Annotated in this window: 21 protein-coding genes and 2 tRNA genes; 15 read left to right on the top strand and 8 right to left on the bottom strand. The window is 65.7% G+C overall.

All coding sequences use genetic code 11. The annotated features are described in order from the left end of the window. Positions 1-168 precede the first annotated feature (168 nt). On the bottom strand, positions 169-918 hold the full coding sequence (locus ABGB19_RS23490) for a DUF1542 domain-containing protein (protein WP_347688384.1): 750 nt from the start codon (positions 916-918) through the stop codon (positions 169-171). 166 nt (positions 919-1,084) lie between these two features. Between ABGB19_RS23490 and ABGB19_RS23485 the strand changes: the two genes are divergently transcribed. Then, positions 1,085-3,520: a CocE/NonD family hydrolase gene (locus ABGB19_RS23485; protein WP_347688383.1), complete on the top strand. Its 2,436-nt coding sequence runs from the start codon at positions 1,085-1,087 to the stop codon at positions 3,518-3,520. Positions 3,521-3,801: 281 nt separating this feature from the next. Then, on the top strand, positions 3,802-4,539 hold the full coding sequence (locus ABGB19_RS23480) for a hypothetical protein (RefSeq protein WP_347688382.1): 738 nt from the start codon (positions 3,802-3,804) through the stop codon (positions 4,537-4,539). A gap of 55 nt (positions 4,540-4,594) precedes the next feature. On the opposite strand, the gene ABGB19_RS23475 is transcribed toward ABGB19_RS23480, so the two are convergent. Further along, a complete protein-coding gene (locus ABGB19_RS23475; protein WP_347688381.1) occupies positions 4,595-5,044 on the bottom strand; it encodes a hypothetical protein in 450 nt (149 codons plus the stop codon). 4 nt (positions 5,045-5,048) lie between these two features. After that, positions 5,049-5,396 carry an alpha/beta fold hydrolase gene (locus ABGB19_RS23470; RefSeq protein WP_347688380.1) on the bottom strand — a complete coding sequence of 116 codons (348 nt, stop codon included), beginning with the start codon at positions 5,394-5,396 and terminating at the stop codon, positions 5,049-5,051. A gap of 519 nt (positions 5,397-5,915) precedes the next feature. Here ABGB19_RS23470 and ABGB19_RS23465 point away from each other — a divergent pair. Then, positions 5,916-6,287 (top strand): DUF2510 domain-containing protein, encoded by a 372-nt coding sequence (locus ABGB19_RS23465; RefSeq protein WP_347688379.1) that lies wholly within the window; start codon positions 5,916-5,918, stop codon positions 6,285-6,287. A 171-nt stretch (positions 6,288-6,458) separates the two neighbouring features. Then, on the top strand, positions 6,459-6,998 hold the full coding sequence (locus ABGB19_RS23460) for a hypothetical protein (RefSeq protein WP_347688378.1): 540 nt from the start codon (positions 6,459-6,461) through the stop codon (positions 6,996-6,998). A gap of 628 nt (positions 6,999-7,626) precedes the next feature. On the opposite strand, the gene ABGB19_RS23455 is transcribed toward ABGB19_RS23460, so the two are convergent. Continuing rightward, positions 7,627-8,739 carry a hypothetical protein gene (locus tag ABGB19_RS23455; protein WP_347688377.1) on the bottom strand — a complete coding sequence of 371 codons (1,113 nt, stop codon included), beginning with the start codon at positions 8,737-8,739 and terminating at the stop codon, positions 7,627-7,629. Between the two features lie 605 nt (positions 8,740-9,344). Between ABGB19_RS23455 and ABGB19_RS23450 the strand changes: the two genes are divergently transcribed. From ABGB19_RS23450 to ABGB19_RS23425, 6 genes are all read left to right on the top strand, one after another. After that, complete coding sequence (locus tag ABGB19_RS23450) at positions 9,345-10,016, top strand: hypothetical protein (RefSeq protein WP_347688376.1); 672 nt, start codon at positions 9,345-9,347, stop codon at positions 10,014-10,016. A 174-nt stretch (positions 10,017-10,190) separates the two neighbouring features. Beyond that, on the top strand, positions 10,191-12,434 hold the full coding sequence (locus tag ABGB19_RS23445; RefSeq protein WP_347688375.1) for a bifunctional DNA primase/polymerase: 2,244 nt from the start codon (positions 10,191-10,193) through the stop codon (positions 12,432-12,434). A gap of 257 nt (positions 12,435-12,691) precedes the next feature. Further along, the gene (locus ABGB19_RS23440) at positions 12,692-13,372 is read left to right on the top strand and encodes an HGGxSTG domain-containing protein (RefSeq protein ID WP_347688374.1); all 681 of its coding nucleotides are present in this window, start codon (positions 12,692-12,694) and stop codon (positions 13,370-13,372) included. Between the two features lie 111 nt (positions 13,373-13,483). After that, positions 13,484-14,134 (top strand): recombinase family protein, encoded by a 651-nt coding sequence (locus tag ABGB19_RS23435; protein ID WP_347688373.1) that lies wholly within the window; start codon positions 13,484-13,486, stop codon positions 14,132-14,134. 265 nt (positions 14,135-14,399) lie between these two features. Continuing rightward, positions 14,400-14,522, top strand: coding sequence for a hypothetical protein (locus ABGB19_RS23430; protein WP_347688372.1), 123 nt, complete (start codon positions 14,400-14,402; stop codon positions 14,520-14,522). Next, the gene (locus ABGB19_RS23425; protein WP_347688371.1) at positions 14,522-15,904 is read left to right on the top strand and encodes a site-specific integrase; all 1,383 of its coding nucleotides are present in this window, start codon (positions 14,522-14,524) and stop codon (positions 15,902-15,904) included. The genes ABGB19_RS23430 and ABGB19_RS23425 overlap by 1 nt, the downstream gene beginning before the upstream one ends. A gap of 6 nt (positions 15,905-15,910) precedes the next feature. Here the strand turns inward: ABGB19_RS23425 and ABGB19_RS23420 are convergent, their stop codons facing one another. Further along, entirely contained in the window at positions 15,911-16,903 is a 993-nt protein-coding gene (locus ABGB19_RS23420) for a hypothetical protein (protein ID WP_347688370.1), read from the bottom strand. 181 nt (positions 16,904-17,084) lie between these two features. After that, positions 17,085-17,158, bottom strand: a tRNA-Gly gene (locus tag ABGB19_RS23415). A gap of 125 nt (positions 17,159-17,283) precedes the next feature. On the opposite strand from ABGB19_RS23415, the gene ABGB19_RS23410 reads away from it, so the two are divergent. From ABGB19_RS23410 to clpX, 5 genes are all read left to right on the top strand, one after another. Next, positions 17,284-17,357 (top strand) — tRNA-Pro (locus ABGB19_RS23410). 50 nt (positions 17,358-17,407) lie between these two features. Beyond that, the gene (tig, locus tag ABGB19_RS23405) at positions 17,408-18,832 is read left to right on the top strand and encodes a trigger factor (protein ID WP_347688369.1); all 1,425 of its coding nucleotides are present in this window, start codon (positions 17,408-17,410) and stop codon (positions 18,830-18,832) included. A 108-nt stretch (positions 18,833-18,940) separates the two neighbouring features. Beyond that, the gene (locus tag ABGB19_RS23400) at positions 18,941-19,543 is read left to right on the top strand and encodes an ATP-dependent Clp protease proteolytic subunit (protein ID WP_347688400.1); all 603 of its coding nucleotides are present in this window, start codon (positions 18,941-18,943) and stop codon (positions 19,541-19,543) included. Beyond that, complete coding sequence (locus ABGB19_RS23395; RefSeq protein ID WP_347688368.1) at positions 19,540-20,196, top strand: ATP-dependent Clp protease proteolytic subunit; 657 nt, start codon at positions 19,540-19,542, stop codon at positions 20,194-20,196. The genes ABGB19_RS23400 and ABGB19_RS23395 overlap by 4 nt, the downstream gene beginning before the upstream one ends. A gap of 440 nt (positions 20,197-20,636) precedes the next feature. Beyond that, a complete protein-coding gene (gene clpX / locus ABGB19_RS23390) occupies positions 20,637-21,917 on the top strand; it encodes an ATP-dependent Clp protease ATP-binding subunit ClpX (RefSeq protein WP_347688367.1) in 1,281 nt (426 codons plus the stop codon). 4 nt (positions 21,918-21,921) lie between these two features. Here the strand turns inward: clpX and ABGB19_RS23385 are convergent, their stop codons facing one another. Together ABGB19_RS23385 and ABGB19_RS23380 are read right to left on the bottom strand one after the other, a co-directional pair. Next, positions 21,922-22,065 (bottom strand): hypothetical protein, encoded by a 144-nt coding sequence (locus tag ABGB19_RS23385; RefSeq protein ID WP_347688366.1) that lies wholly within the window; start codon positions 22,063-22,065, stop codon positions 21,922-21,924. 109 nt (positions 22,066-22,174) lie between these two features. Next, positions 22,175-23,479 carry a nucleotide disphospho-sugar-binding domain-containing protein gene (locus ABGB19_RS23380; RefSeq protein ID WP_347688365.1) on the bottom strand — a complete coding sequence of 435 codons (1,305 nt, stop codon included), beginning with the start codon at positions 23,477-23,479 and terminating at the stop codon, positions 22,175-22,177. Between the last annotated feature and the right edge of the window lie 59 nt (positions 23,480-23,538).

Genomic DNA, 23,538 nt, shown 5'->3' with positions numbered 1-23,538 from the left:
TCGAGCACCGGAGTGCCGGCACACACCAGGTCGACGAACTGTCTCCGCACCGCCAATGGGACGGGGTATCCAGACGGCATTGCAACCTCCAAACGGCGATATTGCAGTGACCGTATGAATCTGCCGGCCGGTCCGGCTGCACAAGTTCAGTTTCGGCGTGCTGAGCGCTCAGAAGCCGCCGAAATCCCCGCCGAAGTCGCCGCCGCCGTCCCAGCCGCCGCCGTCACCGCCGAAGTCCCCGCCGGGGTCACCGCCCTGATCAAAGCCCTGGTCATAGCCCTGCGCGAAGCCCTGCTCGTAGCCGCTGCCGTGCATGCCCGCAAACAGCGAATTGAACAGCAGCACCGAACCCATGCCCCAGGCGCCGGCGACCAGCGCCGGTTTCCACCACGGCTCGGAGTACCACCCCGCCGGGACGGGGCGGCCGGCGACGCGGCCGCCGGGGTAGTAGTTGGGGGTGCGCTCCGACGGGGCGGGCGACGCCTCGATCTCGCGGCCCTCGAACTCGACCCGGCGGTCCTCGGTGACCGTGCCCGCCGCGCGTTGGCCGGCCAGCGTCTCCAGTTCCGGTCCGGGATCCATGCCCATCGCGACGCGGGCGGCGCGCACGTAGTACAGCCCCTCGAGCGCGCTTTCCTTGGCGAGCAGTGCCTGCTTGGTGGTGGTGGCCTGTTCGATCTGCGAGCCGGCCGCGGTGTAGCGCTCCGACGCGTCGGCCATTGCCTGCTTGGAGGCGTCGTCGGTGCCGGTGAGGTTGATGACCTGGCCGCCGAGGCGTTCGATGACGCGGCGTGCGTCGGCCTTGGCGTCCTCCAGGGAGGCGGCCTTGCGTCGATCCGAGGCCTTCATCGCCGCATACATCAGCACACCGAGACCAATGACGACCAAGACCACCAGCACGAGCAGCACGCTGTCCATGGCGTCCAGCCTACCGACCGGAAAGCTCAGATCAGTGGTCGCGCGGAGGCAGCGGATTGCGCCCAGAGCGGACCTCGCGGGTGTTGCCGGTTCACCGAAACCGCCCGACGGCGCGGCGAGTCGCTCATACAGTGAGCCTGATTCGCGGCCGACAGGAAGGCATTTGGTGTCTCATCGAATCGCAGGGTTGGCGGTCGCTCTGGGCATCGGCTCGGCGGTCGTCTTCGGGCACGGTGTCGCGTCGGCGGAACCGGGGGACGCCAGCACGCCGTCGGACGCGTCGACGACAACAGCGACCGACTCGTCGACCAGCAACACCGACGCGTCCCCGGAGTCGAAATCCACCGAGACCACGGCGAAGGACACCGAGACCGAGAAGCCTGAGGACGAAAAGTCGTCATTGGTAGAGGATCTCGACGAGTCCGCCGCCGATGAGCAGTTGAAACCGAAGAAGCGGTCGAACAAGGTTCGAGGCTCGGACCGCGACGTCGACTCCGACGAAATGTCGCGAGCCACCGCGACCGTCAACGCCACGCGCGTCGACCGCATCGAAACGCGCGTCGACCGCTCCGATTCGACGCCAGCAGGGCTGGTCGTCGAGAAACCCAATGGGGCGGCAGAGGTCTCGACGGCGCCGGACGTGAACGCGCCGGTGGTGACGATCACTGCCGTCACGCCATGGGTCGAACCGCCGCAGCCCGAAAGCCCGCCGCCGCCGGATCCCGTCGAGACCGCGACCGTCGCGCTGGCGCAGGTGGTCGACGCGCTCTTCGGCTCCACCGGTGAGGACACCCCCTCGCCGATGGAATCGGCGGCGATGTGGACGATGGCCGCCGCGGCGCGTCGCGAGCTGGCCGACTCGACGCCAGAGCCCGACCAGCCGGCGGCCCATGCCGACACCGCGCTGACTCATGCCGCGGCGGGTGAGGTCGCGGCCGGTGAGGTCGCGACGCCCCAGGTGATCGCGATCCCGCAGACGCCGCCGCTGGAGTTCCTGCAACGAATTCCGGTCATCGGCCCGGTGTTCATCACACCGCTGGTTGTGGCGATCCATCAGGTACCGGTCGTCGGCGACGTGCTGCACCCGTTCATCGGCTACCCGCTGCGGCCGGGGCTGGCCGCGCCGCGCGATGTCAAGGTGATCTCGGCCGACGGCACAGCGATCTACGTCCACTTCATGCCGGCGCGGGGTCTCAAGACCGGCGAGACCGCGCCGACCATCCTCAACGGTCCCGGCCTCGGACTGCCCGGTGCGACCAACATCGACGGTACGATCCTCGACGACGTCATGGTGGACACGTTCGGGATCATCGGCGTCGCCACGCTGCGTCACGCCGGCTACAACGTCGTCACCTGGGATCCGCGCGGCGAGTGGAATTCCGGGGGCCGGCTCGAGCTCAACGCCGCCGAGTTCGAGGGCCGCGACATGACGGCGATCATCAACTGGGTCGCCACCCAACCCGAGGTGATGCTGGACGCGCCCGGCGATCCGCGGCTGGGCATGACCGGGGTGTCTTACGGCGGCGGCATCCAATTGGTCACCGCGGCCAACGACCACCGGGTCGACGCGATCGTGCCCACGATCACCTATCACAGCTTCAACACCTCGCTGTACAAGGCCGAGGCGTTCAAGACCAGTTGGGCGACGCTGCTGACCGGTGTCCTCGCGGTGACCCTCGGCCGGACGAATCCGCGGATCCTTCCCGCGGCGATCTACGGCGGGTTGACCGGGATGATGCTGCCCGCCGACGAGGACCTGCTGACGTCGCGCAATCCGGTCATCGAGAACATCACGGTGCCGACGCTGCTGATCCAGGGCACCGTTGACACCGTCTTCTCGGCGCAGGAGGCCGACGCCACCGCACAGATCCTGATGGCCAAAGGCGTGCCGACCAAGGTGGTGTGGTTCTGCGGCGGGCACGGCGTGTGCGCGAACAACCTGTTCGATATGCGCGACGGGCAGGTGATCGAGCAGCGGACCCTGCAGTGGCTCGACCGCTACGTCAAGGGTGTTCCGGGGGCGCCGACGGGCCCGCAATTCGAGTGGGTGGATCAGCGCGGGCAGTGGTTCTCCTCCGACGAGTACCCGGTCAAGAAGGGTACGCCGATCGCGGCGACTCGCGGCGCGGCGACGCTGCCACTGATTCCCTATCTGGGCGGTTCGGGAATTCCGTTCGTGCCGTTCGCGCTCAAGGCGTTCAACGCGGTCAACGTGGCCCTGCCGAAGGCCACGGAGACGACGTACGTGGTGGGCGCACCGGAGGTCACGCTGACGTATTCGGGCGCCGGGACCAGCCGCCACGTCTACGCGCAGCTGGTCGACAACGCGACGGGTCTGGTGCTGGGCAGCCTGATCACCCCGATCCCGGTGACACTAGACGGCAAGACGTACACGGTCACCGTGTCGCTGGAGCCGGTCGCGCACACGCTGCGGCCCGGGGAGTCCGTCACCCTGCAGCTGGTGTCGAGCGCCGGGACCTACGAGCGGATCCTGCCGTCGGTGGGTGTGCTCAACATCGAGCGCGTCGAGATCTCGCTGCCGACCGCCGATGCCGCCGTGGTCTCGTCGCCGACACCGGTGGAGGTGACGACGGCGGCCTGAAAGCCGATCTAGGCACGCAGTTTGTGACCTGACACGCGCGCCGAGGCCTCCCGCCGATCGAAACCATTCGTCACGGAGTCGACGCCAGGAGGCCCCAGCTTTGGCCGGCGCTCAGGCCGTAGGCGCGCTCACGTCGCCCTTCGAGTCGTTGATCGCGGTGCGAATCGAGGCCGGCGTGCTCCTCGCCCTGAAGAGGACCGCCGCCGCAACGGCCGCGCAGTCGAGCTCGATCACATTGGGCACTTGCGTTGGGCACCGCCGTGCGCGGGTACCGATACGACATGGCGCACGGCAACCGGCTGCTCGAGGAGCCACGTTCGGTAAGGGAGCGCTGGGCCGACGAGATCCTGGATCGACTGTCCCCGATCATGGGTGTGCTCGGCATCGTGTTCGTGCTGCTGGTGTTCGGCGAGCAACTGGCGCGCCCGGGACTGCTGTCGACGGTCATGGCGGTGCTGAGCTGGGCGCTGTGGGCGGTGTTCGCGATCGAGTTCGTGGCGCGGCTGGTGGTGACGCCCGATACCGGCGCGTTCCTGCGCAAGAACTGGTGGCAGATCATTTTCCTGGTGCTGCCGTTCTTGCGGCTGCTGCGCGCACTGCGCATCGCCCGGCTGACGAGGTCGGGCCGGGTGCTGTCGGGGGCGGTGCGCGGAAGTCGTTCGGCGCAGGCCGTGCTCGGCAGCAGGCTCGCCGGGCTCGGTTCCATCGTCGCGATCACCGTGCTCGGCAGCAGCCAGTTGCTGTTCGAGTTCAGCGACTATCCCCGCTACGCCGACGCCTTGCATGCGGCCGCGCTCGGCGCCATCACGGGCGAGCCGCTGCAGAAGGCCGACGGCTTCGCCCACGTGATGGAGGTGTTCCTCGCCATGTTCTCCGTCGTGGTGTTCGGCACCCTCGCCGGGTTGCTCGGCTCGTTCTTCATCGAGGAGAGGAACAGTGAGAAGGAGGTCGCCGCGGGGGTGGTCACCGACCGCGCGGGTCGCCCGGACGGCCGGCGTGAGGGCGTGCAGAGTTCGTAGGCCTGTGCTGGCGGCTGATCGATCATGCGGCCGTGCGCGATCCGCTACCGGTCGACTAATGGCCAGGCTGGTTGCCGAGGGCGAAGGCGGCGATCAGCGCTGTGACCTCGTCGGCCATTTCGATCTGCGGGAAATGGCCGGTGCCGCTGAGTATCTCGATCTTCGCCTCCGGTACGCGACCCCGGACCAGGTCGAGCCAGGGTGAGTCCCGGCCCGTGTCGAGTGAAACCCGCTCGCGTGCCGTGTCCATTGTGGTGCTTTGGATAGCGAGCAGCGGGACACGGACTGAGTTCAGCGCGCTCTCCACCTCCCGAGCGTCCCAGCCGGCCAGGTTCGTCAGCAGGGACCGGCCCAGCGCGGCGGGGATTCGCAGGGCTCGATCGGTGATCGCCTCGGCGAGCGCGCGATCGCTCCAAGGGACGAACATCGATTCGAAGAATTGCCGCACGAATCGCCCGTACCCCTCCCCGGCGACCTCATCGGCCATGTCCCATTGAGCGGCCACCGGGTCACCCTCGCCGATACGACTGCCGTCCACGAGTACCAGCCCGCACACTGCGGCGGGCTGCAAACGGCTGAGCCTCCAAGACGACGCGGCACCCCATGCTGTGGCCAACGAGGACGGTCGGCGGCAGCTTCAACCCCGCCAGAGCACCCGTCACCGCCTTTCCGTAGGCCTCGATGGTGCACTCGGCCGGTGTGCCCGGCCTCGAGCCGTGCCCGGGCAGGTCGCACGCAACGACCGTGGTCCTGGTCTTCAGCGTGTCGATCTGAGCTTGCCAATCCGTCGCATTGCAAGCGAACCCGTGCACGAAGAACAGAGGAGGGCTGCCGGTGCCTGCCGTGACTGTTCGCATGCTCGCAGCTCCTACAGCGGTGGCGTGAGACCGCGCGTGGGATCGACGCTATCGGCTGATCGCGCGAACCCGCGTGAAACATCGCCGAATGAGTTGTCGGGGTCGATACCCGGCAGAACCGGTGGACAGATCGGTTCGCTCGGTGGGGTGTGACTCGGCAGCCACTGCTGAACGGCCCTGGCACCAGCAGTTACCGCGGAAAAGCCGTCGAACGCGCGTTGCAGCGTCTGCGCTGGCAACGGCATTGGAGCGGGCGACGGGAATCGAACCCGCGTAGCTAGTTTGGAAGCCTTTTACTCCGGCTCTGCAGCTACCGCATCGCCGCAGGTACGCGGCTAGCAACACCGGGCCTGACCAGCCTTAATCGGCCCGGTGGAACCTCGTCGGCGCTGGTTCGCAATGTGCCGGCTGGGGGTTCCAACGGGGTTTATCGAACGCTTGTTCCGCGTGTGCGGCACGCGCCTTTCCATGACGTCGAATTTGCGGTGATCTTGGCACAAGCCCTTCTAAGATTTGCTGGTGACTGTGCCAGACCGGTGGGAACCACCACCGCTAAGCAAGCCCGCCGAAACCACACGCATTTCGCGGCCGGATGATTATGCGGACGTCTATTTGCCTCCGCCTACTGCTCCCGCTGCCCCGGCAGTTGCCGCAGCTTGGTACCCAGACCCCACCAACGCTGGTCTGATGCGCTATTGGGACGGCACACAGTGGACCGAGCACCGGGCGGCGGCTGCCCCACAGGCGAGCGCAGTCGTCTACAACAACGTCGCGGTGCGCGGCGGAGGCGATTCGCTTGTTGGCTTGCACATTGTGCTCACCATCTTGACCTGTGGACTGTGGCTACCGATCTGGCTGCTGATCGAGATCATCAGGGCGGTCAGTCGCTAGCCGTCCTTTCGGCGATGCGGCACGTCGCAACGCATCCACGGCTTGCTTCGACGCCGCGTGCACGAAATGGTGCAACCGGTCGGTACGGTTCGGCCGGCTCGGTGACGAGCACAGGCTGGAGCGCCGTGCAGGCGGCGGAGATGATGGGTGCCGCAAAAGCTAGGCGCACTGGTGACCAACGCGTCACTATCTTGGACCATGAACGGTAATGAGGACCCGTTGGACGTTGGGTCGTTCTTAGGTGCTTATGTTGGCTTCATCGTCGTCGTTTGGATTATTTCAGCGGTCGTTGCGTCGGGCATTGCTCCGCTAAAGCGACAGCTGGAGTTTTTCCTTCTCACTGTCTTCTTTCTCGGCCCACTAGGTGTTGGGTTCGCCGCTGTCGCACCGGATCGTTACGTTCAAGGAGTCGCGGGAAGACTTCGCTACATGTGTCCGCGCTGCGGTGCTCCGCAGTATGTGGACGCCGACAAGGACAAGTTCGAGTGTTGGCAGTGCGATGAAACTGCCGAGATCGTTTCCCAACGCTTCGGGCGAACGTCTATTCAGCCAGTCCCGAAGGTGACTCCCAAGGGCAGACGTCGGTTCCTGTGCGTGAGATGTGGCGTAAAACAGAACATCCGTGAGGATGACACAAGCTACGACTGCTGGCAGTGCGGCGAGCATTACTCCATACCGCCGAAGAAGAAGCCGGTAACCGCGAAGAAGTGACTTGTGTCAGTCGGGGTAGATGAGCTCCGGCTCGCCGCCATAGCCCACGGCCCAGTACGGGTCGGACTTCCGAACACTGTTCGTGGCGGCCCTCGCCGCATATCGGGAGCCATCTGGCCGGGGCGGGTTCTCAGCATGCCGCCTTGGCACGACGCCGAACTCGGACTGCCCAGGTGCCTTGATCCCCGGCTCTCGGGCCTCTGCCGCAAGCCGTGCATCGGCTGCTCGAATTTGATCTGCGTAGCTCCGCTTGGACATGGTTAGGCCCTCAACTTTCGATCTTTGGTGATGACGCCTCGCGACTTGATGATTCGGCCGGCCACAACGCCACGTGGGCGCTCCGGTGGCGGAAGTTGGCGCAACCATTCCTCACAGGGCTCCAGGGCCGGACAGGAGGCGCAGACTGCCAGGGCACGTTCAGTCATCGCGTCTCGATAGGGGTCGTCGGCGGGACGCTCATCGAACAACTCCGAGTGCCCTAGGCAGCGTGCGCCCGGCAGATGCGGAATCCGCTCTGCCAGAACAAACTCGCGAAGGTCTGTACCGGGCGAGAATCCACCGCCGTACACGAACGTGTCGGCGAGGCCGCTGCTCGCTACGGTTGGCGTCGGCCCGCCAAAGCCCATGGTTACTGGTTCGCGATGATCGTGGGCGGGGTGTACGTGCTCGACGCAGTAACGTGCAATGCGATGGCCGCGCCGCGATGTCGCACACCGGTTCCGAATGCCCGATGACCGAAACTTTCCTGAAGCGGGAAGCGCTGTTGGTTGCCCGGAATGAGCAACAGTCCTCGCCACGCATTGGAAACGTGCTCCCTAAACGCGCATACGTTGCCCGGATTGTTGGGTCCGTTCGTGGCCGCCACAAGGACGTAATTCAGCGGGACGTAGTTTGACTCAATCAACCAGCCGCGCCCGTATGAGCCCTTGACGGGCAGCCCGCTGTAATCGGTTGGCGCGGTGCTACCCACGATGCGCTTGTCGGTCAAGTAGGCCGGGGCGGAGGCGCTCGGAATGAAGTCAAACTTCGCTACAGGACCGCTCGTCCGACTCTCGACGCCAGCACGCCAAGACTGAATCTGCTCGGACTGCACGGGATTTGCGAGAATGATGATCTGCGAGCCGGGATTTGTGCCGTAGCCCTTCTGCGTGATCATGTTCATCGCGTCTTCGACGTCCAAACTGTCCAAGGTGGCGTTCTCGGTCGCGACGTAGTGACTCGTGCTGCTCGGGAACGTCATCCCCATATGCGGCAACGGAGCAAGGCCATCCGAGCCATTCCAGAGTCCCCGGACAGGATTACCCTCGGGCGACAGTCCCTGCGTCGGAGTGAAGATGCGCTGCAACACCTTGCCTGCGGTGAGCTTCGAATCGGCGGCCAGCACCGACGCCCAGGCTTCTCGGACCTGATCGAATGTTGCCTCGCGCAGGAACTTCCAAGTGAACCTCGTCGCGAGGTTGTAATCCTGGAAGGAGTATCCGCACAGGACCGCCGAGGCGGGGCTGACAGCCGGAGGCACCCCATACTCGGACGCGACGGTGAAGCTGTCATCCGAAAGCGTCTGCGGCACGGCGTCAGCAGCACTAGTTGTCGGATAACTCAGCAGCGCGGCGATCTTGTTTCGCTCCTCGTTCCACAAGCTGCGGATTTCGTTCAGCTCTTCCCAGACCACCGAGTAGTTGATCCCGTCGGCGGTCTTCTTAACGACGTCACCAAGAGTCTGGTAACCATTTTTGGCCATAGTGCTTCCTTCCAGGCAAGTCTTGCGATAAGCGAAGGCTACGTCTCCAAATGTGTTGACACCGGCCCAGATAAGGCCGGTTGAGTTAACAGGGAGCGATGGCGGCTCGGTGCGGACTCAGCTAGAAACCGCTATCCGCTCGAACGCGGTAGAGTAGAAGTCGTACTTCCCTGCGGGCGGAATTACCACCCGTAAGCAGTCCTCGCGATTGCGACCTCATGCGGATACGCGGAGGCAGCGAAATACACGAACGCCAACTTGGCCATCGTGTGTTCGCCATGCGAGGCCTGACCGTAAAGGGAAGCTATGTCTCGAACTTCTCCGGCACCTGCGGAGGTGCCATCGTCAAATCGTTCGACGCCTCAACCGCCGTCTGATCTGAAGCTGTCGTACGTCCCTGATATATCGCAGTACGACGGCGCGGCACGGTGGTGCAATCAACATCTTGGTGTGCCTGTCACCGGAGTGACGATCAAGAAGGCCGTCAGGAATCGGGCACTCCCGCGGACCATCCTTATGGGCCGTATGTACTTCAGCAGTCAGGACCTTTGGGATTGGTTGATGAGCCGCCGAGGGTTCCCGACCGACGATTCGGCGGTGACGCGATGAGCGAGCTCTACGACCACGAGAAGGTCGCCATGGCCGAGTATGCGCGGCGTAAGCAGGAGGAGCGCCGCGCAACTGGTGACCGTAGTGTGCCGGGGTTTCCGGAAGCGGAGTCATCGGCCGGTTTCGACATCGGCTCCGAGCCGGCCGACCTAGGCCAGGACTCGGAAGTTGCTGCGCTCGTGCGGTTTAGCAGTGACCAGGGGGACGCCGCAGCCGATCATGCTGCGCCGTATGACAATACGGATGACCTCGGACTACGCTTCTCAACGCGACTTGAGGCGCTGTTGAAGCGCATCCGCGAGCAGGTTCGGGCCAACGAATGGCATTACATGCAGTCCGACGACGGCAAGAACTGGACGCACCTGGTGTCCCGCGACGAGAAGAACTACACCATGTCGGCGCTGAAAGGCGCGATTCTGGGTGTTGTAACCCCGAGCATGCTGAGGCGCGGCGACCAGTTCCTCTACGTCATTGCGCCTGGCTCGATTCCGAAGTGGCTGGAGTACGTCGACCGGGCCGGGTGGCGGTCGTGTGCGGTTCGGCGCTGCGCGAGAAGGAACTACGGCCCGAGTGACTATCCGAACGTAGAGATCGTCGTCGTCCGGGGACAGTGGCTGTACGAGGTACCCGTCTGCTCCGGTTGCCTCAACTGGCTCCGCCATGAGTAACGACGGAAAACCCCACCGGCGCAGGCGAAGTGGACCGGGGCGGGAGGGAGACATTGAGCCGGTCGTGTACCCACATGAGCATCAGTGCTACGGCTGCGGTGCATCGACTGATGGACGGCAGATTGTTCATGCCGACGACTGCCCATATAAGCGATGACCCCGCCCAGAAGTGGCATGACCGGGCGGGGTCGAGGCACGAAAGGAAGTACCGGAATGAGTTTACCGCTGTCCCACGATCACCGTTATCTGGCCGACTGGAGTTGCCTGCCGAATGGCTTATGGCGAGCGCGGTGGGAGGTCGAGCCCCCGTGGCTGCGTGGCCTTCTGTCAGTGCCGCTGTTTGGTGGTCACGGAGATACTTTCGATGGCGGGCTGGTTGAGCTTCCCGACGTGACCGGAATGTCGAACGCGGAGGCTGCCGAGGCGTATGCCAAGGCGGGCGCTCGGATTGTTCCGGTCAAGGCGGGTACGAAGAACCCCGGGTCTTATCTCGGTCAGGGCTGGCCACAGCAGGCAACGTCCGACCTAGAAGCTGTGCGCTCGTGGTGGCGGCGATGGCCTTCCGCTGGGATCGCGATGCACGTCGGTGCAAGCCGACTGCTTGTGATCGACGTCGACCGCCCCGAAAACGTGCCCGACGAGTTGTGGCCTCTCCTGCACTCTGCGGTGTTTCGTCCAACAATGGCCGACCCCGGTTCGCGGCGCGGACATTACTTCTTTCGGCTCATGGAGGGGCAGCAGTTCGGTTGCAGCCTAGGCGCTCTCAAGCCGCCGCAGGGCGAGTCTTGGGGCGATGTGAAGTGCTACGGCGGCGCGGTCGTGCTCGCGCCCACCGTGCATCCGAAAGCAGACGACGGCCACGAGTACCGGTCGTGTCCGGCTGCGGTCGTGCCGCTGCTCCCGGTCGAGATAGCCCAGAGGCTTGTGGCGGTCGCCGACACGGGCGACTACCGCTCACTCACACCGCGAGAGCTTGCACGGCGTGCCGAGCGGTTTCTCGATGCGTACGCCGCTGAGGAGGAGCCGCGAGCGTTGAAGTCGATCCTTGCGGCGTTCGATCCGACGCCCGATGGTCGGCACGCGAGTATGTACGAGGCGCTGTGCTGGGCGATGCGGGAGGCCAAGGCCGGGCGGTTCGGCGCCCAGCATGCAATAGGTGAACTTCGAGCCGTCTGGCAGGACGCCATCGGTGGCGAGTACCGAAACGGCGACCCCGACGAGTTCGACCGCATGGTGCGCGATGCCGTCGGTGTGGCCGACGAGGAGTCGGTCGAAGAGCTTCGGGACCGAGCGCACCGGGCCGACATTCGGCGGGAGCTACAGCGGCTGCGAGTGCGTGAGTCGGCGCGCACGCTCTTCGCGGACGAGAAGGCCCGCGCCCGCCTCGGGGAACATGCGGACCGGCTGCTTGACGGCCTCGCTTTCCTGACCGACTCGTCCGCGGCAGAGCCCCTGTGGGGTCGGGGTGGCCAGGTGCTGTGGGCGCCAGGCGAGGGCCTCATGATCTGCGGACCTCAGGGCGTCGGTAAGTCGACGGTCGCGCAGGAGATCGTGCTCGCGCGCATGGGGTTACGCGCCTCCGAGCTTCTAGGATTTCCGGTCGGTACCGACGAGCGCCCTGTGCTGTATCTGGCGATGGACCGACCACCCCAGATTCGACGCTCGCTCGCCCGCATGGTCGATGTGACCGACGCTGACGTGGCGGCCCGGCTTAGACAGCGGCTTGTTGTGTGGACCGGGCCGCCCCCCTTCGACGCGGCCGAGGCTCCGGAGGTGTTCGCCGACTGGGTGGCGCAGCATGGCCGCGATCCAGGTCTCGTCATCGTCGACTCGCTGAAAGATCTTGCGTCGGGTCTGGCGACTGACGACGGCGGCGCAGGGTTCAACGCGGCGATGCAGCGCGTCTTGGCGAACGGGACGGAGTTCGTGTCGCTGCATCACCAGCGCAAGGCGAACGCCGACAACAAGAAGCCCAACAAGCTGTCTGATGTGTACGGCAGCACCTGGTTGACCTCGGGCCAGGGCTCGGTGTTGCTGCTGTGGGGCGAGCCGGGTGCGAGCAAGGTCGAGTTGAGTCACCTCAAGCAGCCCCAGGAGGTTGTCGGGCCGCTCATCGTTGACCACGCGCACGGCTCGGGCGAGTCGGTCGCGAGTGACCCGATAGAGCGACTGATCGAGTTGGCACGCCTGGCCGGCGTCGAGGGGTTCATCGAGTCGGAGGCGGTGGCCGCGCTGCATGACATTGACCGCGATCACGAGGACTACGACAAGTGCCGCAAGAAGGTCGGCCGGAAGCTGGCGCGTCTGGTCGATGAGGGAGTGCTGCTCTACGAGAAGGGCAGCCGGGGCGGCTCTGGCGGTGGCGGCACTCCGTCTCGCTGGCGGTATGCCGCAGACGCGGGCGACGCTCATGAGTGACAACGCGCAGGTGGAAAGCGAAACCCGGAACGGGCGACGTGATACGACGTCGCCCGCACGTCGCCCGGTCGCTCTGCAGCCGGCTCACGGGCGACGGAAACGCGCAGGTAGAACACGAAACCCGTTTCGGGTGACGTCCTCGGGCGACGCACCACGTATGAGCGTCGCCCGTTCCGCCCTTCCCTATAAGGGCGGGCGACGCGTAGGCCGGGCGACGGAGAACAGCCGCAGATTGTTTGTATCACTAAGGAGATCGCATGACCGACAGAGTGACTGACATCTTTCGATTTCGGAACGCGCCGAGCAAGAAATGCACGGCGCACTCGAAGCGGACTGGAGCCCCTTGCAACAACCCTCCGGTAACAGGGCTGTCAGTGTGCCGGATGCACGGTGGCGCAACGAAAGCAGCGAAGAATGCAGCGCGTCGCCGCATTGACCTTGCCGCCGACAAGATGGCGGAGCAGCTGTTGAGAATCGCCGACAGCGCCGAGTCCGAGGCAGTGAAGCTCGCTGCGGTGAAGGACGCGCTTGACCGTGCTGGCCTGAAGGCACCCGACAAGGTCGAGGTCGACGTCGGAGTGAAGCCGTACGAGAAGCTGCTCGGCGACGTTGTTGGCATCGCGCAGATGACTCGCGACGAGAGCCGGCGACAGCGCGGCCTGTCTGAGTCAGCCGCCTTGGAGTCTGCAGCACCAACAGATTCCGCCACATCCGCCCGGTCGGATGGCGAGATTGTCGACGCTGAGATCGTGGACGAGGGCGACCGACAGCCGGCCAACGGCGGCACCGAACAACGCCCTGCACGGCCCGCTGGCATGCGAACCGACGATGGCCGGGGAAACGGGCCTGGCCGCGAGCTCATGACGCTGGAGGAGGCCCAGGCGCTCGCGAACGAGGCGAACCAACGAGCAGGCGTGTACGGCAGGCGACGCCGATAGCAGAAGCATTGTGGGACAGCGTTATTCGCTAGCTCGCATTGGTACACGAGGGTACCGTTAAGGGGCGGTAACGGGCATCACCGCCCGTTACGAACCCCGAGGAGGATAGGGATGGAAGCAACCCCGACGAGGGCTATCGGGTACATCCGCGTCAGCACGAAAGATCAAGGCAGCAACGGATTTGGGTTAGAGGCCCAGACGCATCAGCTCGAATCATTCTGCGAGTCAACAGGCCTCGAACTGGTGTCAGTGATTCCCGACGTGATGAGCGGCCGGAAGGCCGACAAACTGTATGGCCGCATGGCGGCGATAGCGGCGATCCGTGCGGGCCTCGCGAACGTGCTGATCGTCAACGCACTCGACCGCGCAAGCCGCAGCACTCTAGACGGCCTGACGCTGATACAGGACGCGCAGGACGAGGGCTGGCGCGTGCTGAGCCTCGACGGCGTTGACAGTGACAAGGTCGAGAAGCTCTGGGTCACTGTGCGCATGGGCCTGGCCGAGGAGGAGCGCGACAAGATCAGCAAGCGCACCAAGGCCGGACTCATCCGCGCACGGCAGCGCGGCAAGCAGCTTGGGCGCCCGAGCCCGATTCCCCGCGACGTCGTGGCCGAGATCGTCAACCTCCGGATGCGCGACCGCCTTGGCGCGAAAGCAATCGCGACGAAGCTGACCGACGAGGGCGTGCCTCCGCCCGGTGGCGGTGAGCGCTGGCACCACAGCACTGTCCGCGGCGTCCTCGCTCGGCAAGGAATCTGCTGATGCCCCCGCTGTCCTGGCCGCAGGCATTCGCCCTCGTGTTCGCCGGCGTCCCCCTCGTTATCTTCGCGACCGCAGTCCTGGTGACATATCCGGCGATCATCCTGCCGCTCCTCGTAGTCGGTTTCAGCGCAGTATGGTTCGGGCGCAACCAATCCCGACGCGAAGCCCTTGCTGCTCGTGCGAACGAACAGCACGCCGCCCTGGCTGCGCTTGTTGCGGCGCCACTGCCTGACCTGCCAACCGTGCCGATGCGAAGGAGTGTGCGATGACCCAGCCAACCGACCAGCCCAACGACGAATCCGGCGACGACAAGCAGGCAGCCATCGAGGCCCTCGCCGACGCGATTGAGTCAACCGGCACGGCATCCGAATGCCCGGAGGGCGACTAATGGCGCACTCGAAGAAGCGGAGGACGGCGGATGGCAAGGTCGTCTGGGAGGCCGTGTGGGTCCGGGCTGATGGCAGGAGGGGCACGAAGCGACCGTTTCCGACAAAGAAGGCTGCCGACGCGTACTGCACCAAGCAGGAGGAGGCGAAGCTCCGAGGCGTCGAGTTCGACCCCAAGGCCGGACGGACGACGTTCCGTGTGGTTGCGCAGGAGTGGCTGAACTCGCGCAGCGATGTGAAGGAAACCGTGCGCGCCGCGTATCGGGATGCGCTCGCACCGACGTCTGAGACCACCCGCAAGCGCCACAAGGGGCTGGCGGGCCTCCGCATTGACGATGTGTTCGGCGGATATCCGGTCAACCGGATCACGCGGGCCCAGATTCAGGACTGGGTGAACCGAATGGTGGCCGCAGGGAGGGCACCGAGCACTGTCCGGAATGCGTACTTCCTCATTCATCAGGTGTTGAAGCAGGCGTACGTCGACGGGCTGATTCCCATAAACCCGGCGCAGCGCGGCTACATCAAACTCCCGACGAACCACTCCGTTGGGCGCCGAGCGACTGTTGATGACCCGTCGCAGTTTTTGACCGCCGCGCAGGTTGATGCGCTGGTTGCAGCGACGCCCTGGCCGTACTGCGTGCAGGTACACATCGCTGCCTGGGCGGGCCTTCGGGCGGGGGAGCTCTGTGGACTGCAGGTGGGCGATGTGCGCCTCCCCGAGCCGTCGCGGAACCCGAACGCTCCGACCCGCCCCGGCGTGTTGAACGTTGAGCGCACGGTCCAGACGATCGACGGGAAGCTGACCTACTTGACGCCGAAGACGCGGGGGAGCCGCCGGAAGGTTCCGCTGACCACCCAGACTGTCGAGCTTCTCGAACAACATCTCAATCACCACCCGCGCCGGAACGACCCAACCGCGCCGCTGTTCCCAGCAGTGTGTCTTATCACCCGTCGGCCAACCGGCGTCCGAAATCCGGACGGCGTCTCGGCGGCCACCCAGACCGCCGTCCTGGCGGGCATGTCCGTGGCCGAGGCTGAGAGTCGGCTCGACCTCGACTGGTCGCAGCCCGTTCGGCACCGCACGTTCTATAAGGCCGTGTTCCGGCCCGCGATCCTGCGTGCGAACCGCATGTTCCCGAGGGCTGCACTTCCCGAGGGCTTGGTGTGGCACGGCCTCCGCCACACGTACGCCAGCCTGTGCGTCGCAGCCGGCATTCCGCCGATGGAGATCTCGCGGTTCATGGGGCACGCGAACCCGAGCATCACGCTCGGGATCTACGCCCACCTGTTCGAGGAGAACCACGAGCCCGCCATGACGGCCCTCGGCGCAATGAGCCGGCCAGCAGTCGGCAGACCGGGCAACGTCATTCCGTTGCGGGGTTGAGCCGAGCTACTGCTGGACGTGACCGCTCTCGAACCATCCGACAAGGGTGACAGCCGCCATGACTGCTGCTTCTGCCTCAGGCTGGGTGACATCGTCCGGGAGCGGCGATTGCGGGAGCCCACCGTGCCGGTCGTGCTGCCCGACCCACAGCATCCGCAGCATGCCGAGCAAGACGTCGTGGGTCGCCGCCCTGGGGTCCTGACGCAAGTGAGGCAAATTGAACTGCCCGCCCTGTTCCATTCTGCTGATGACCTTGCCGAGAGTTGGCGCGGAATCATTCGGGATGACCACCGGTGCGCTGGCGTCCTCGACTGCCTTGACGGCGAACCAGTAGGCCTTCGAGGGATTTGGGTTGACGCCGAATGCGTCCTCCCACGCGGTGGCGAGCCGCTTTCCTGCGTTCGGCTTGTCGAAGGCAGCTTGCGCCGCAACCTTGACGCCTTCGGGCAATCGGCGAACAAGACCGACCTTGCCGTTACGTTTGCCAACTTGCCAGGCGGACCCAGCCTCAAGAAGAGAGTCCTGCAAGCTGGTGGCGTAGCTCCTGCCTGTCTCTGCCAACAAGAAGTCGACCAACCTCCAAATTTGTGGCGCCGCCGCGAAGCTTCTCCTTAATGCCGCATAGCCCTTTTCCGGAGACCAGGCACCTGCATCTCTGATTTGCACCCGCAGCACTCGCTCGCATTTTCGGGCCAGCTCAACGCGAAAGATCTCGGACAGGGTCGACGCAGACTGCCCAGTGAACCGCCTGAACACCCAGGCCCAGAGCGTGGCTTCCAGCCACGGCGGAACGTCGTCACGGAGCGCGGTGAACGTCTCGACCTCCCCGTCGCCGATCTCGAGGGGCACCCATTGGTCTTGGTCGTCGGTGGTCGTCATGCTGGTTTCGGTCCTTCTGCCCGCTTTGGGCCGCGCTTCAAGATCGCTCGTTTGTTCGAGCGTGGCTGCCAGTTTATGGCCGCCCACCGAGGAGTACGGGCATGACACGCCGTGGCGCATCCCAACTTTCGTGAGAACTCCTGCTTTAATAGCGGCCCGCTGTTACCTGTGGGGCAGGTGGGGTTTGTTCACCGCGCAGTTGCGACCGGCGTGGCGCCGCCATTCGGGGTTCGGTTGGGGTTCCAAGCCGCTGATTAAAACCAAGGCCGACCTGGGATAACTCGTCTACCAGGTCGGCCGGTGGAGCGGGCGACGGGAATCGAACCCGCGTAGCTAGTTTGGAAGACTAGGGCTCTACCATTGAGCTACGCCCGCGTGTACAGCAAGAGCAGATGGTACCGGCGGCACCCTAACCAAATCCAATTAAGGGCTTCGCGTGCTTGACCCGTAGTATCTCGCGTGGTCGTTTGAGCGTTTTTCGTCGACGACCACCACGGGAACGGGGTGTAGCGCAGCTTGGTAGCGCATCCGCTTTGGGAGCGGAAGGCCGCAGGTTCAAATCCTGTCACCCCGACCGCCACGCGAACGGACGCCAGATCCACCCCGGGAAAATGAGGAGCAGAAGTGAAGAGCACGGTCGAGAAGTTGAGCCCGACGCGGGTTCGCATCAACGTGGAGGTGCCCTTCGCCGAGCTCGAGCCGGAGTTCGACCGCGCCTTCAAGCAGCTGGCCCAGCAGGTGCGGCTGCCCGGCTTCCGGCCCGGTAAGGCGCCGCGCAAGCTGCTCGAGGCCCGCGTCGGCCGCGAGGCGATGCTCGATCAGGTGGTCAGCGAGGCCGTCCCCGGCCGCTACACCGAGGCGGTGACGTCGTCGGAGGTGAGCCCGCTCGGCCAGCCCGAGATCGAGATCACCAAGAAGGAGTACGGCGAGGACCTCACGTTCACCGCCGAGGTCGACATCCGTCCCGAGATCGCCCTGCCTGACCTGACCGAGCTGACGATCACCGTCGACCCGGTCCAGATCGACGACGACGAGGTCGACGTCGAGCTGCAGTCGCTGCGGGCGCGCTTCGGCACGCTCAAGGGTGTCGAGCGCGCCGCCGAGACCGGCGACTTCGTCTCCGTCGACCTGTCCGCGACCGTCGACGGCAAGGAACTGCCCGAGGCCGCGACCGAGGGCCTGTCGCACGAGGTTGGCTCCGGGCAGCTGGTCGAGGGCCTCGACGACGCGATCGTCGGGCTCAAGGAGGGCGAGACCCGCGTATTCACCACCAAGCTGGCCGCCGGCGAGCACGCCGGCGAGGAGGCTCAGGTCACCGTCACCGTGAAGTCGGTCAAGGAGCGCGAGCTGCCCGAGCCCGACGACGACTTCGCCCAGCTGGCAAGCGAATTCGACACCATCGAGGAACTGAAGAACTCACTGGTCGAGCAGGTGCGCCGCGTCAAGCGGGTGCAGCAGGCCGAGCAGATCCGCGACAAGGCGCTCGAGACGCTGCTCGACCAGGTCGAGGTGCCGCTGCCGGAGAAGGTGGTGCAGGCCCAGATCGACGACACGCTGCACAACGCGATCCACGGCCTCGAGCACGACGAGGCCCGGTTCGCCGAGGCGCTCGAAGCCCAGGGCAGCAGCCGTGAGCAGTTCGACGCCGACAACCGCACCAACGCGGAGAAGGCGATCAAGACGCAGCTCCTGGTGGACGCGATCGCCGACAAGCTCGACGTGCAGGTCGGCCAGAATGACCTGACCGAGCGGCTGGTGCTGATGTCTCAGCAGTACGGCATGGAGCCCCAGCAGCTGCTGCAGGCCCTGCAGCAGAACAACCAGCTGCCCGCGCTGTTCGCCGATGTGCGCCGCGGCCTGGCGGTGGCCGTCGTCGTCGAGGGCGCCACGGTCACCGACACCGACGGCAACGTGATCGACACCACCGAGTTCTTCGGCCGCCCGGGCACCCGGGCTGCGGAAGGCTCGGAAGGGTCGGAAGGCTCGGAAGGCTCTGAAGAAGCGGCCGAGCCGGCCGCGGCGGAGGCGGAACCGGCCGACGCCAAGTGACGCTGTGAGCGAACGCGGCCCGTCTGGGGAGTGCGCGTCCTCGCGGGTTGGTTAATGTCGGTGACACCGAAGACTTTGGAAGAAAGCAGGTAAGCAGTCGTGACCCACATGCGTGGCGCCTCACCAGGCCTCAATCTTGTCGACTCGGTCTACGAGCGGTTGCTGGCCGAGCGGATCATCTTCCTGGGCTCGCAGGTCGACGATGACATCGCCAACAAGCTCTGTGCCCAGATTCTGCTGCTGTCCGCCGAAGATCCCACCAAGGACATCCACCTCTACATCAACTCACCCGGCGGTTCGATCAGCGCCGGGATGGCGGTGTACGACACGATGGTGCTGGCGCCGTGCGACGTTGCCACCTACGCGATGGGCATGGCGGCGTCGATGGGCGAGTTCCTGCTCGCCGCGGGCACCAAGGGCAAGCGCTACGCGCTGCCGCACGCCCGGATCCTGATGCACCAGCCGCTCGGCGGCATCACCGGCGGCGCGGCCGACATCGCCATTCAGGCCGAGCAGTTCGCGGTGATCAAGAAGGAGATGTTCCGGTTGAACGCGGAGTTCACCGGACAGACGATCGAGCGGATCGAAGCCGACTCCGACCGCGACCGCTGGTTCACCGCACAGGAAGCCCTCGAATACGGCTTCGTCGACCACATCATCACCAGCGCCAGCATCAACGGCTCAGGACCAGGAGCAGGACTCGACTCATGACCGATCACACGGAACTCACACATCGTGGGCCTACGCCCACTGCCCGCTACATCCTGCCGTCGTTCATCGAGCACTCCAGCTTCGGCGTCAAGGAGTCCAACCCGTACAACAAGCTCTTCGAGGAGCGCATCATCTTCCTCGGCGTGCAGGTCGACGACGCGTCGGCCAACGACATCATGGCCCAGCTGCTGGTGCTCGAGTCGTTGGATCCCGACCGCGACATCACCATGTACATCAACTCGCCCGGTGGTTCGTTCACCTCGCTGATGGCGATCTACGACACCATGCAGTACGTGCGCGCCGACATCCAGACGGTGTGCCTGGGCCAGGCCGCGTCGGCCGCGGCGGTGCTGCTGGCCGCCGGCAGCCCGGGCAAACGGCTCGCACTGCCGAACGCCCGCGTGCTCATCCACCAGCCCGCGCTGTCCGGTGTCATCCAGGGCCAGTTCTCCGATTTGGAGATCCAGGCCAAGGAGATCGAGCGCATGCGCACCCTGATGGAGCAGACGCTGGCGCACCACACCGGCAAGTCCGCCGAGCAGATCCGCAGGGACACCGACCGCGACAAGATCCTGACGGCCGAGGAGGCCAAGGAGTACGGCGTGATCGACACGGTGCTGGAGTACCGCAAGCTCTCCGCGCAGACCGCCTGACCCTCGCCGGGGCCGGCGACGACAGGAGTGGCCGCGCTGACGGCCGGGCTTATTGCGGCTCGTCCGTGGCGACCCAGTAGCCGTCGATATACGTGTCCTTGCCCCAACTGCCCGCGCACGTCGAAATCCGTGTCGGCCCGCGTCCGGTCGGCCCCGGCCGCCGGTAGCAGAGCGACCCTTGCCGGAGTGCGGGTACGTTGGGGGCAGACGTCCTCTCGGTCCGGTAACGGGGGCGACACGCCAGCGACACGGCGGCGCGTTCCGAGGGGTACGTGGCTCGTCAAACGATATGTTTGCGCGACACAGTTAAATACCACCGACGCGATTCGGCTTTATCGGTCGCCCCGCGCCGGAACGAACGGGTAGCGTCGGGTTCCAACACCCGAGTGACCAGTAAAGAGATTCATTACCGACCGCGAGGAAAGTAGGACCCCACCACCATGGCGCGCATTGGAGACGGCGGTGACCTGCTGAAGTGCTCGTTCTGCGGGAAGAGTCAAAAGCAGGTCAAGAAGCTCATCGCGGGGCCCGGCGTCTACATCTGCGACGAGTGCATCGATCTCTGCAACGAGATCATCGAAGAGGAACTCGCCGACGCTGACGACGTCAAACTCGACGACCTGCCCAAGCCGGCCGAGATCCGCGAGTTCCTCGAGGGCTACGTCATCGGTCAGGACACCGCAAAGCGCACACTGGCCGTGGCCGTCTACAACCACTACAAGCGCATCCAGGCCGGCGAGAAGATGCGTGACTCCCGCACCGAGCCCGTCGAGCTGGCCAAGTCGAACATTCTGATGCTCGGGCCCACCGGCTGCGGTAAGACCTACCTCGCGCAGACGCTGGCCAAGATGCTCAACGTGCCGTTCGCGATCGCCGACGCCACCGCACTGACCGAGGCCGGCTACGTCGGCGAGGACGTCGAGAACATTCTTCTCAAGCTGATCCAGGCCGCCGACTACGACGTCAAGCGCGCCGAGACCGGCATCATCTACATCGACGAGGTCGACAAGATCGCCCGCAAGAGCGAGAACCCGTCGATCACCCGCGACGTCTCCGGCGAGGGCGTGCAGCAGGCGCTGCTGAAGATCCTCGAGGGCACGCAGGCGTCGGTGCCTCCGCAGGGCGGTCGCAAGCACCCGCACCAGGAGTTCATCCAGATCGACACCACCAACGTGCTGTTCATCGTCGCGGGCGCGTTCGCCGGGCTGGAGAAGATCGTCTCCGACCGGGTCGGCAAGCGCGGCCTGGGCTTCGGCGCCGAGGTGCACTCCAAGGCCGAGATCGACACCCAGGATCACTTCGCCGAGGTGATGCCGGAGGACCTGATCAAGTTCGGGCTCATCCCCGAGTTCATCGGCCGCCTGCCGGTCGTGGCGTCGGTGACGAACCTCGACAAGGAATCGCTCGTCAAGATCCTGTCCGAGCCGAAGAACGCGCTGGTGAAGCAGTACACGCGGCTGTTCGAGATGGACGGCGTGGAGTTGGAGTTCGCCGCCGACGCGCTGGAGGCCATCGCCGATCAGGCCATCCACCGCGGCACGGGCGCCCGAGGTCTGCGCGCCATCATGGAGGAAGTCCTGCTGCCGGTGATGTACGACATCCCGAGCCGCGACGACGTCGCCAAGGTGGTCGTCACGAAGGAGACCGTCGAGGACAACGTGCTGCCGACCATCGTGCCGCGCAAGCCGTCGCGCCCGGAGCGCCGCGACAAGTCCGCCTGACGGCTCAGTCCCGCGGCCGCAGGGGGCCGCGTTCCCGCGACACCAGGTGCGCTTCGTCGCGCCCCGGGGGGAGCACGTCGCACAGCGAGCTGGCGAGTCCCCAGATCAGGAAGACCGCGATCGCGACGAACTGCAGTTGGCTGACCATGGCTTGACCTTCCTCGTGAGACGGCTGAAGGGCATGCGTAACCGGCTACCCCACCCGCCATCGGGCTGCGGCGGGGTGGGCGGGCGGCCGAACGGATCGGCGCAGGGGCTCATCGCGCCACGGCCTGACGCTCGCTGATCACCTCGTCGACGAGGGCGGCGATCTCGGCGACCCCGTCGCGGCGGGCGAACGCCACTTCGAGTTCGCGCGCCCGGCGCAGGTACCCGTCGTCGTTGAGCACCTCCCGCACGGCGGTGCGCACCGCCCCCACACTGGGCGTGCCGGTCCTGAGGTTGACACCTGCGCCGGACCACGCCACCCGTGCGGCGACCTCCGGCTTGTCCTCGGTGTTGCCCGCGACGACCAGCGGCACGCCGGACGCCAGCGCGCGCTGCACCGCACCGAAGCCGCCGTTGGTCACCATGACGTCGACCTTGGGCAACAGCACATCGTGCGGAATGTACTCGGCGACAAAGGTATTCATCGGCAGCCTGATATCGAGCTCCGACACGTCGCGACCGCCCGTGGTGGCCACCACGACGACGTCCTCGCCTCCGAGCGCCTCGATGGTCGGTTCGAGCAGCCGCCCCAGATCGGCGTTGTCGACGGTGCCCTGCGTGACGTGCACGACCGGCCGGTCGCCGTCGAGCCGAGACCACCACGGCGGCAGCCGGAAATCCCGCGACGGGCGGGGGTGGACCGCGCCGACGTAGCGGACGTTGGCGGGCAGGTCGCTGCGCGGGTAGTCGAACTCCGGAACCGTCGGTGCGATGTAGCGGTCGGCCAGCACAGCCGAGTCGAGGACGAACATCGGCAGCGGCCGGCTGTTCAGCTGGTCCAGCAGCGAGTTGGCCACCGCGTGCGACTCGCGCAGCAGCACCTTGTGCGACAGCGCGGTCAGCGCCCGGTTGCGCAGCTGCCCTGCCCACGACGTCGACGGCGCCATCCCCATGCCGGCCGGTGCCGTGTCGCGGCTGCTGAGCATCAGCGGTGTCGTCGAATAGGTCAACACCGGCGGGCGGGCGGCGGGATCGCCGAGGAGAAACGGCGTGATGCCGAAGAACCCGGCGTCGGTGATGACGGCGTCGAACTTCGTGCGCGCCATCACGGTCGTGAGGGCACGCGCCTGGTGCGGCATGGGGCGCAGGAACAGCCTGACGATGTCCCAGTTGATCCGCTTGATGCCGGAGGTCTCGGCGCGTCCGGCGAGATCGACGTCCGGGCGGGTCAGGTCCAGATCGGCTTCGGCCGGAATGGGTTCGGCGACGGCGCCGACGGCGCGGATCTTGGCGGCATGCTCGGGTGAGGTCAGAACGGTGACACGGTCACCGCGGTCGACGAGGCCCTGGGCGACGTTGAGCAGCGGGCCGAAATGGCCGACGGGGGAGAGCGTGGCGATGAGGATCTCTGGCATGGCTCCGATGCTCGGCGACGACGGTCGCGCGAGCTTGGAGGTTTCGTGGAGATCGGGTG

The sequence above is a fragment of the Mycobacterium sp. B14F4 genome (assembly GCF_039871645.1).
Lineage (GTDB): Bacteria > Actinomycetota > Actinomycetes > Mycobacteriales > Mycobacteriaceae > Mycobacterium.
This window is presented reverse-complemented; position numbering and strand designations above follow the sequence as displayed.

Bases quoted from the DNA above. Each gene is read 5' to 3' on its own strand.
- ABGB19_RS23490 (WP_347688384.1), bottom strand. From the start codon at position 918: ATGGACAGCGTGCTGCTCGTGCTGGTGGTCTTGGTCGTCATTGGTCTC.
- ABGB19_RS23480 (WP_347688382.1), top strand. From the start codon at position 3,802: ATGGCGCACGGCAACCGGCTGCTCGAGGAGCCACGTTCGGTAAGGGAG.
- ABGB19_RS23470 (WP_347688380.1), bottom strand. From the start codon at position 5,396: ATGCGAACAGTCACGGCAGGCACCGGCAGCCCTCCTCTGTTCTTCGTG.
- ABGB19_RS23455 (WP_347688377.1), bottom strand. From the start codon at position 8,739: ATGGCCAAAAATGGTTACCAGACTCTTGGTGACGTCGTTAAGAAGACC.
- ABGB19_RS23450 (WP_347688376.1), top strand. From the start codon at position 9,345: ATGAGCGAGCTCTACGACCACGAGAAGGTCGCCATGGCCGAGTATGCG.
- ABGB19_RS23445 (WP_347688375.1), top strand. From the start codon at position 10,191: ATGACCGGGCGGGGTCGAGGCACGAAAGGAAGTACCGGAATGAGTTTA.
- ABGB19_RS23440 (WP_347688374.1), top strand. From the start codon at position 12,692: ATGACCGACAGAGTGACTGACATCTTTCGATTTCGGAACGCGCCGAGC.
- ABGB19_RS23435 (WP_347688373.1), top strand. From the start codon at position 13,484: ATGGAAGCAACCCCGACGAGGGCTATCGGGTACATCCGCGTCAGCACG.
- ABGB19_RS23430 (WP_347688372.1), top strand. From the start codon at position 14,400: ATGACCCAGCCAACCGACCAGCCCAACGACGAATCCGGCGACGACAAG.
- ABGB19_RS23425 (WP_347688371.1), top strand. From the start codon at position 14,522: ATGGCGCACTCGAAGAAGCGGAGGACGGCGGATGGCAAGGTCGTCTGG.
- ABGB19_RS23420 (WP_347688370.1), bottom strand. From the start codon at position 16,903: ATGCGCCACGGCGTGTCATGCCCGTACTCCTCGGTGGGCGGCCATAAA.
- ABGB19_RS23400 (WP_347688400.1), top strand. From the start codon at position 18,941: ATGCGTGGCGCCTCACCAGGCCTCAATCTTGTCGACTCGGTCTACGAG.
- ABGB19_RS23395 (WP_347688368.1), top strand. From the start codon at position 19,540: ATGACCGATCACACGGAACTCACACATCGTGGGCCTACGCCCACTGCC.
- clpX (WP_347688367.1), top strand. From the start codon at position 20,637: ATGGCGCGCATTGGAGACGGCGGTGACCTGCTGAAGTGCTCGTTCTGC.
- ABGB19_RS23385 (WP_347688366.1), bottom strand. From the start codon at position 22,065: ATGGTCAGCCAACTGCAGTTCGTCGCGATCGCGGTCTTCCTGATCTGG.
- ABGB19_RS23380 (WP_347688365.1), bottom strand. From the start codon at position 23,479: ATGCCAGAGATCCTCATCGCCACGCTCTCCCCCGTCGGCCATTTCGGC.